Raw genomic sequence first — 4,973 nt, forward strand, 5'->3', positions numbered from 1 at the left:
ATAGATATGCCTCTTTCTTAACTATGCTTATTCTACCTCATATTTTCGAGATCCTTAACAGGTTCTAACATAGGGTTATTATAGTGTCCTATAGAATCATTATGGTTAGCAAATCCACCAGTTGATACAGCAGACATTCCGTGACATATTGCATCAAACAGTGGCATACCAGCTAGATAATAGGAAAATATGCATAACAAAATTAAGCCATAATATATTGCCGTAACATGAATCACTACGCTTCGTGTGTTCGGCAACTTCCTTTTGGTAGCATCTGAATATTCAGAATAAAGTAAATTATTTAGGCTGAGAATCTTGAGAATAGGAAAAACTGCAATTCCTAAAGTGATTACACCAAAACCACCTATGCCATGTAGCATTGCTCTCCACAGCAATATTCCCGGAGATTGCTTTTCAATATCATTAAATATAGTTGCCCCTGTGGTTGTGATGCCAGATATCGTTTCGAATAATGCATCAACATAGCTCAGATTATCAAAATAGAAAGGAATAGCTGCAAACAGAGACAAGGCAATCCAGGTGCAACTAGTAATCGCAAAAATTGCTGGCATGCCATGTAATCTACTTAATTTACCGAGTAAAATAAAAGTTACGCCAGATGTGCAGGTAATTATGAATCCAGCGAGAAAATTTTTCCATTCGTAGCTGAGATACTTATTGGTAACAGCAGGAATAAGCATTGCTAAGCTAAACAGCAATAGGAATATTCCCACAATAAATACAATTGAGCGTAAGCGTTCCATAGAGTTACTTTCTAGCTATACAAAACCATAAAAGCTATTCTAACGTCAAGCACTTTGTTGCAACAGTTATTAACAATATATTTGACTTACTTGTAAATATGTGTGATAATGAGACTTATTATAGAGAATAGAGGTAAAATATGGAGTATGAACAGTTTTCAAAAATATACAACGCATCAGAAGAGTCCATAAATACTAACGACAGCCTAAGTCAGGATGACGTAATTAAAGCAATAAAAGGTCAATTATTACCAGATTCAGATGCATATAAAGAGCGAGAAAAAGGGAGTTTTAGTTTAGATCATGTGTTTACTACTGTTCCTGATCGCGAACACACATTATTAACGACTGCTTTTGACCGTGCAGATTTAAAGGTGGCAAATTTTCTAATAAAGTAGGGGCTGATGTTAATGCAGTAGATGAAAATGGATTGACTCCATTGATTATTGCTATTGAAAAGAAATTTGATGATCCTATTAATAGAGGTCTAGTAGATCTTCTAATAGAAAAAGCAAAAGCTGATGTTAACACAGCGGGTGCAGATGGAATGACTCCAATATCTAAGGCTGTTGAACGTGGCGATTTAGAGACATTCGAAGCTCTAGTGAAAAGCGGGGCTAATGTTAACATACAGGTATATGGAATGTCTCTATTAAAGTGGGCTGAGGACCATAAGTCAAAAAACAAAGAAAATATGGAAAAGATAATAGATGTTCTAAAGGCTCCTTCAAAAGAAAAGGAACAAAACAGTGAGTCTACTGGCAAACAAACCCCAGTAAATGGTAGCAACAAAACCCCAGCAAAGAACGATACAACCTTCTTGAGTAAACACAAAGGGAAGATTGCTCTAGGCGTAGTTGGTGCTATTGCAGCCTATGTGCTGGCATATCCTGTAGTTGCATTAGTTTTAGAAGTTTCAGCAGTTTCAGCATTGGCTGTACTAGCTTATATTGGAGGAGTTTGTGAGAAATCAGAAAGTCCAAATACGAAAAGTTTGAACCCGGTTGTTTCTGGGTGTTGCAACAACGCAGAACTGCCTAATCAGTAATCCATTGTCATCCCAGCGCGCCGCGCTGGGTCTGACTACGCTAGAACAAAGGATATAAAAGAAACGTTGCCGTCACGTTATATCATAAACCTTTGCTGAAGCTTTCTTTATATCTTCACTTGAAAGTGGAATTAGACCAAGCCTAGATAGGTACCCATCTTCAATGCCGATCGAATCTATAATTTCTTTTATGAATTCTCTTAATCCATCAACAGTATCCAGGTGTTTTTTCTTTATATAAAGGTATAGAGGTCTTGCTAATATATATTTTCCCGATGATATATTTTCGTAAGTTGGCTCAATTCCTGCAATTGTGCTCCCTTGTATTTTATCTTGATTCCTCATTAAAAAGCTAAAACTAAATATCCCTAAAGCGTTCTTGTTACTTTTCAATTTTTGTATTATTATGTTTTCATTAATTCCAACTTCTATATACCTTCCGTCATCCCTTGTATTACCACATGCTTGCTTTCTTTCTCCCTGATCTTTATAATTCTCTTTGAAAATTCTCGAGTTCATGCATGAATATTGATCAAGCATAATAGAATTAACCAAAGTTTCGTATGTGCCTGTATTTTGATGTGGACCATAAATTTCAATTTCTGTTTTTGGTAAGGCTTGATTTACATCAGACCAAAACTTCTTATTATTTTTTACTAATTTATCATTTTCCTGAGAATATGCAGATAAAGTTTCAAATAAGTCCTTCTTTGTGAAATCAAATCTATGGCTTTGATTTGAATTTGCAATGACAATTCCATCATAGCCAATGATGATCTCTATCACTTCGTTAATTTTATTTCTTTTACATAGTTCTCTTTCTACTTCCTTCATAGGGCGAGATGAAGTGGTGATGTCTGGAGTGTCTTCCCCTATTCCTGAGCAAAACATTTTGAATCCTGATCCGCTTCCTATTGATTCCACAACTGGAGTCTTAAAAGGGAATACACGGTTGAACTCCTCGGCTATAAACGAGATAAAAGGAAAAACAGTTGAAGATCCAACAATTCTGATGTATTTCCTGGCATCAGCATTTGACGGCGGCGTGAATAATACGAATACAAAAATCAGGAGAAAGTTTCTAAGCATTATTTTTAGTTAAGAACATAAATCTAATTATTGTAACAAAACATCAAACTGAAAAGCTTTAATTGCATGACAAAAGCTACAGTTTACATTTAAATTTTATTTTATATTATCGTAAGTATTACACAACTTTAAGGAACAGTTATGGCAGTTATGCCAGATAAATGGATAAGAGAAAAAGCTGAAAACTTTGGAATGATAGAGCCTTTTGTGAATCACAAAAGCAGCAAAGGTGTTATATCTTTCGGACTATCATCTTACGGTTACGATGCAAGAGTGGATAATAAATTTAAAATTTTTACTAACGTTAATTCAGCCATCGTGGACCCTAAAAATTTTTCTGAGAATAGTTTTATAGATAAAGAAACAGACGTATGCATAATTCCACCAAATAGCTTTGTGCTTGCAAGTACAGTGGAATATTTTCGTATACCAAGGAATGTACTGGTCATTTGTGTTGGTAAATCAACTTACGCAAGATGTGGAATTATAGTAAACGTTACTCCCTTAGAACCTGGATGGGAAGGTCATGTCACACTCGAATTCTCAAACACCACTCCGCTTCCCGCGAAAATTTACGCTAATGAAGGCGCATGCCAATTCGTATTTTTAAACGGCGAAAGTGAGTGTGAGAAATCATATGATGATATGAAAGGAAAATATATGAATCAGCATGGTATCACTTTGCCGTTAGTTAAGTGATTACTTTAGGTAAAGCGTGATATTGTTTTATTGTACTGAAGATTACTAAAATGAGTTTTAACTAATTTGTCGCATTCTTTATCACCTAAAACTGCACGTGCAGAGTGGTTTTTAAATGACTCTGCATAGCTTGAAAAGAAATTTGTAGAAGGATTACTTAAAGCTTCTGCAACTTCTTTTTTTTCTTTATCATTAGAAAGCTGATTAAATAGTTCTTCTCCCTTTTTTTGCAGCTCATTTTCAAATGCCCGCTTTATAATATTATTATCTGCTTTTTGCAAGAAGGAAAACTCTTCAAAAATGTACAAGGAAGAGACAATACTGTTAAAGGTGCCAGTAAAACATGTACTTGAACCACGACCATCACGCACTCCGCATTCTGTTTGTGATTCTACTAAATGTTTAACCAATTGATATTTTCTCTGTGATATGCAGGTATTAATATCTATATTATTTGCTCTAGTTTGATCGTTGCAAGCCTTCCAAACTAAATTTAAAACTTGCTTCAATGTTAACCCGCTTCCACTATGTGTATCAGGGTTATTTTTCATACGCTTCAAGCACTCAAGTGTATGTTTTTTCTCATCTTCTGTAAGTTGATCTTTATCTGCAGCTTTTTGTGTGCCATTTGCTATGCACTCTAACTGATCAATAAATCCTTCTATTTCCTCTATAAACTTATCATCAACATCAGGTTCACCATAGTTTTCTCTTGGCTTTTGAATGTTAATACTGATTGCATTACTTACATCAGTATCATGTGTTGTTTGTGGGACACGTGCTGCCTCCATAAATGCTTCGGCTCTTTGCTCTAACCATTCTGGTGCTTTGCCTCCTGCAAGATGATACAGTTTATCCAATGCCATGAAGGCTAGAATAAAGACTAGGGCCGAGATAATGAGCATTATAAGTAATACTATAAATAAACCTGTGATTAGCCACCTTACAGGAGCTAGCAGAATTTCTTTTGCTTTTTTTAATTTTGACGGTCTTTGTATGTTGTCTTTACTACTGCTGGCATAATTAGTTTAAGTTAATATCAATATTATTAATATACTATATTTTTTCTTATTTTGTCAACCCAAATTTCTACTTCCGCACTTTTTCATTGTTGCTTACAATGATTATAGCTACATGATTTACTTATGTATTTTTCCTGATTAAAAACTTCAATTATTCATTGTAAGCTACTGAATTTCCTACTATTTAGTGGCAAATTGTTATCCAAGTGGCTGTAAAACGACAAATTCGTCATTCCGCTACTAGTTAGCGGAATCTGTGCTAAGAACCTGTTTAAAATCTTCGTAATAGGAGAGAAATGAAGGAAAGGACAATCATTTGCAAGCTGGTGTTGAGTTTACGTTCGCAATTTT

General features: G+C 34.9%; 6 protein-coding genes and 1 pseudogene. 3 read left to right on the plus strand and 4 right to left on the minus strand.

Annotated features, from left to right (window positions below; translation table 11 throughout):
• Nucleotides 1-32: 32 nt before the first annotated feature.
• The gene (locus tag OZD63_RS01475) at nucleotides 33-764 is read right to left on the minus strand and encodes a potassium transporter TrkG (protein WP_274979543.1); all 732 of its coding nucleotides are present in this window, start codon (nucleotides 762-764) and stop codon (nucleotides 33-35) included.
• A 140-nt stretch (nucleotides 765-904) separates the two neighbouring features.
• Here OZD63_RS01475 and OZD63_RS01480 point away from each other — a divergent pair, with 140 nt between their 5' ends.
• Together OZD63_RS01480 and OZD63_RS01485 are read left to right on the plus strand one after the other, a co-directional pair.
• Nucleotides 905-1,162, plus strand: coding sequence for a hypothetical protein (locus OZD63_RS01480; RefSeq protein ID WP_275007930.1), 258 nt, complete (start codon nucleotides 905-907; stop codon nucleotides 1,160-1,162).
• An 11-nt stretch (nucleotides 1,163-1,173) separates the two neighbouring features.
• Nucleotides 1,174-1,812, plus strand: a pseudogene (locus OZD63_RS01485) (ankyrin repeat domain-containing protein); the annotation flags it as partial.
• Between the two features lie 72 nt (nucleotides 1,813-1,884).
• On the opposite strand, the gene OZD63_RS01490 reads toward OZD63_RS01485, so the two are convergent.
• Entirely contained in the window at nucleotides 1,885-2,901 is a 1,017-nt protein-coding gene (locus tag OZD63_RS01490) for a substrate-binding domain-containing protein (protein WP_275007931.1), read from the minus strand.
• A 141-nt stretch (nucleotides 2,902-3,042) separates the two neighbouring features.
• On the opposite strand from OZD63_RS01490, the gene dcd reads away from it, so the two are divergent.
• Nucleotides 3,043-3,600 (plus strand): dCTP deaminase, encoded by a 558-nt coding sequence (gene dcd, locus OZD63_RS01495; RefSeq protein ID WP_182320326.1) that lies wholly within the window; start codon nucleotides 3,043-3,045, stop codon nucleotides 3,598-3,600.
• Nucleotides 3,601-3,605: 5 nt separating this feature from the next.
• Here dcd and OZD63_RS01500 read toward each other — a convergent pair whose 3' ends face one another.
• Nucleotides 3,606-4,505 carry a hypothetical protein gene (locus tag OZD63_RS01500; RefSeq protein WP_275007933.1) on the minus strand — a complete coding sequence of 300 codons (900 nt, stop codon included), beginning with the start codon at nucleotides 4,503-4,505 and terminating at the stop codon, nucleotides 3,606-3,608.
• Nucleotides 4,506-4,893: 388 nt separating this feature from the next.
• A partial coding sequence (locus tag OZD63_RS01505) for a hypothetical protein (protein ID WP_275007935.1) occupies nucleotides 4,894-4,973 on the minus strand: 80 nt, incomplete at its 5' end.

The organism is Wolbachia endosymbiont of Drosophila leontia (assembly GCF_028981785.1).
GTDB lineage: Bacteria > Pseudomonadota > Alphaproteobacteria > Rickettsiales > Anaplasmataceae > Wolbachia > Wolbachia pipientis.

Coding starts and splice junctions, on each gene's coding strand:
- OZD63_RS01480 (WP_275007930.1), top strand. CDS start 905: ATGGAGTATGAACAGTTTTCAAAAATATACAACGCATCAGAAGAGTCC.
- OZD63_RS01500 (WP_275007933.1), bottom strand. CDS start 4,505: ATGCTCATTATCTCGGCCCTAGTCTTTATTCTAGCCTTCATGGCATTG.
- dcd (WP_182320326.1), top strand. CDS start 3,043: ATGGCAGTTATGCCAGATAAATGGATAAGAGAAAAAGCTGAAAACTTT.
- OZD63_RS01475 (WP_274979543.1), bottom strand. CDS start 764: ATGGAACGCTTACGCTCAATTGTATTTATTGTGGGAATATTCCTATTG.
- OZD63_RS01490 (WP_275007931.1), bottom strand. CDS start 2,901: ATGCTTAGAAACTTTCTCCTGATTTTTGTATTCGTATTATTCACGCCG.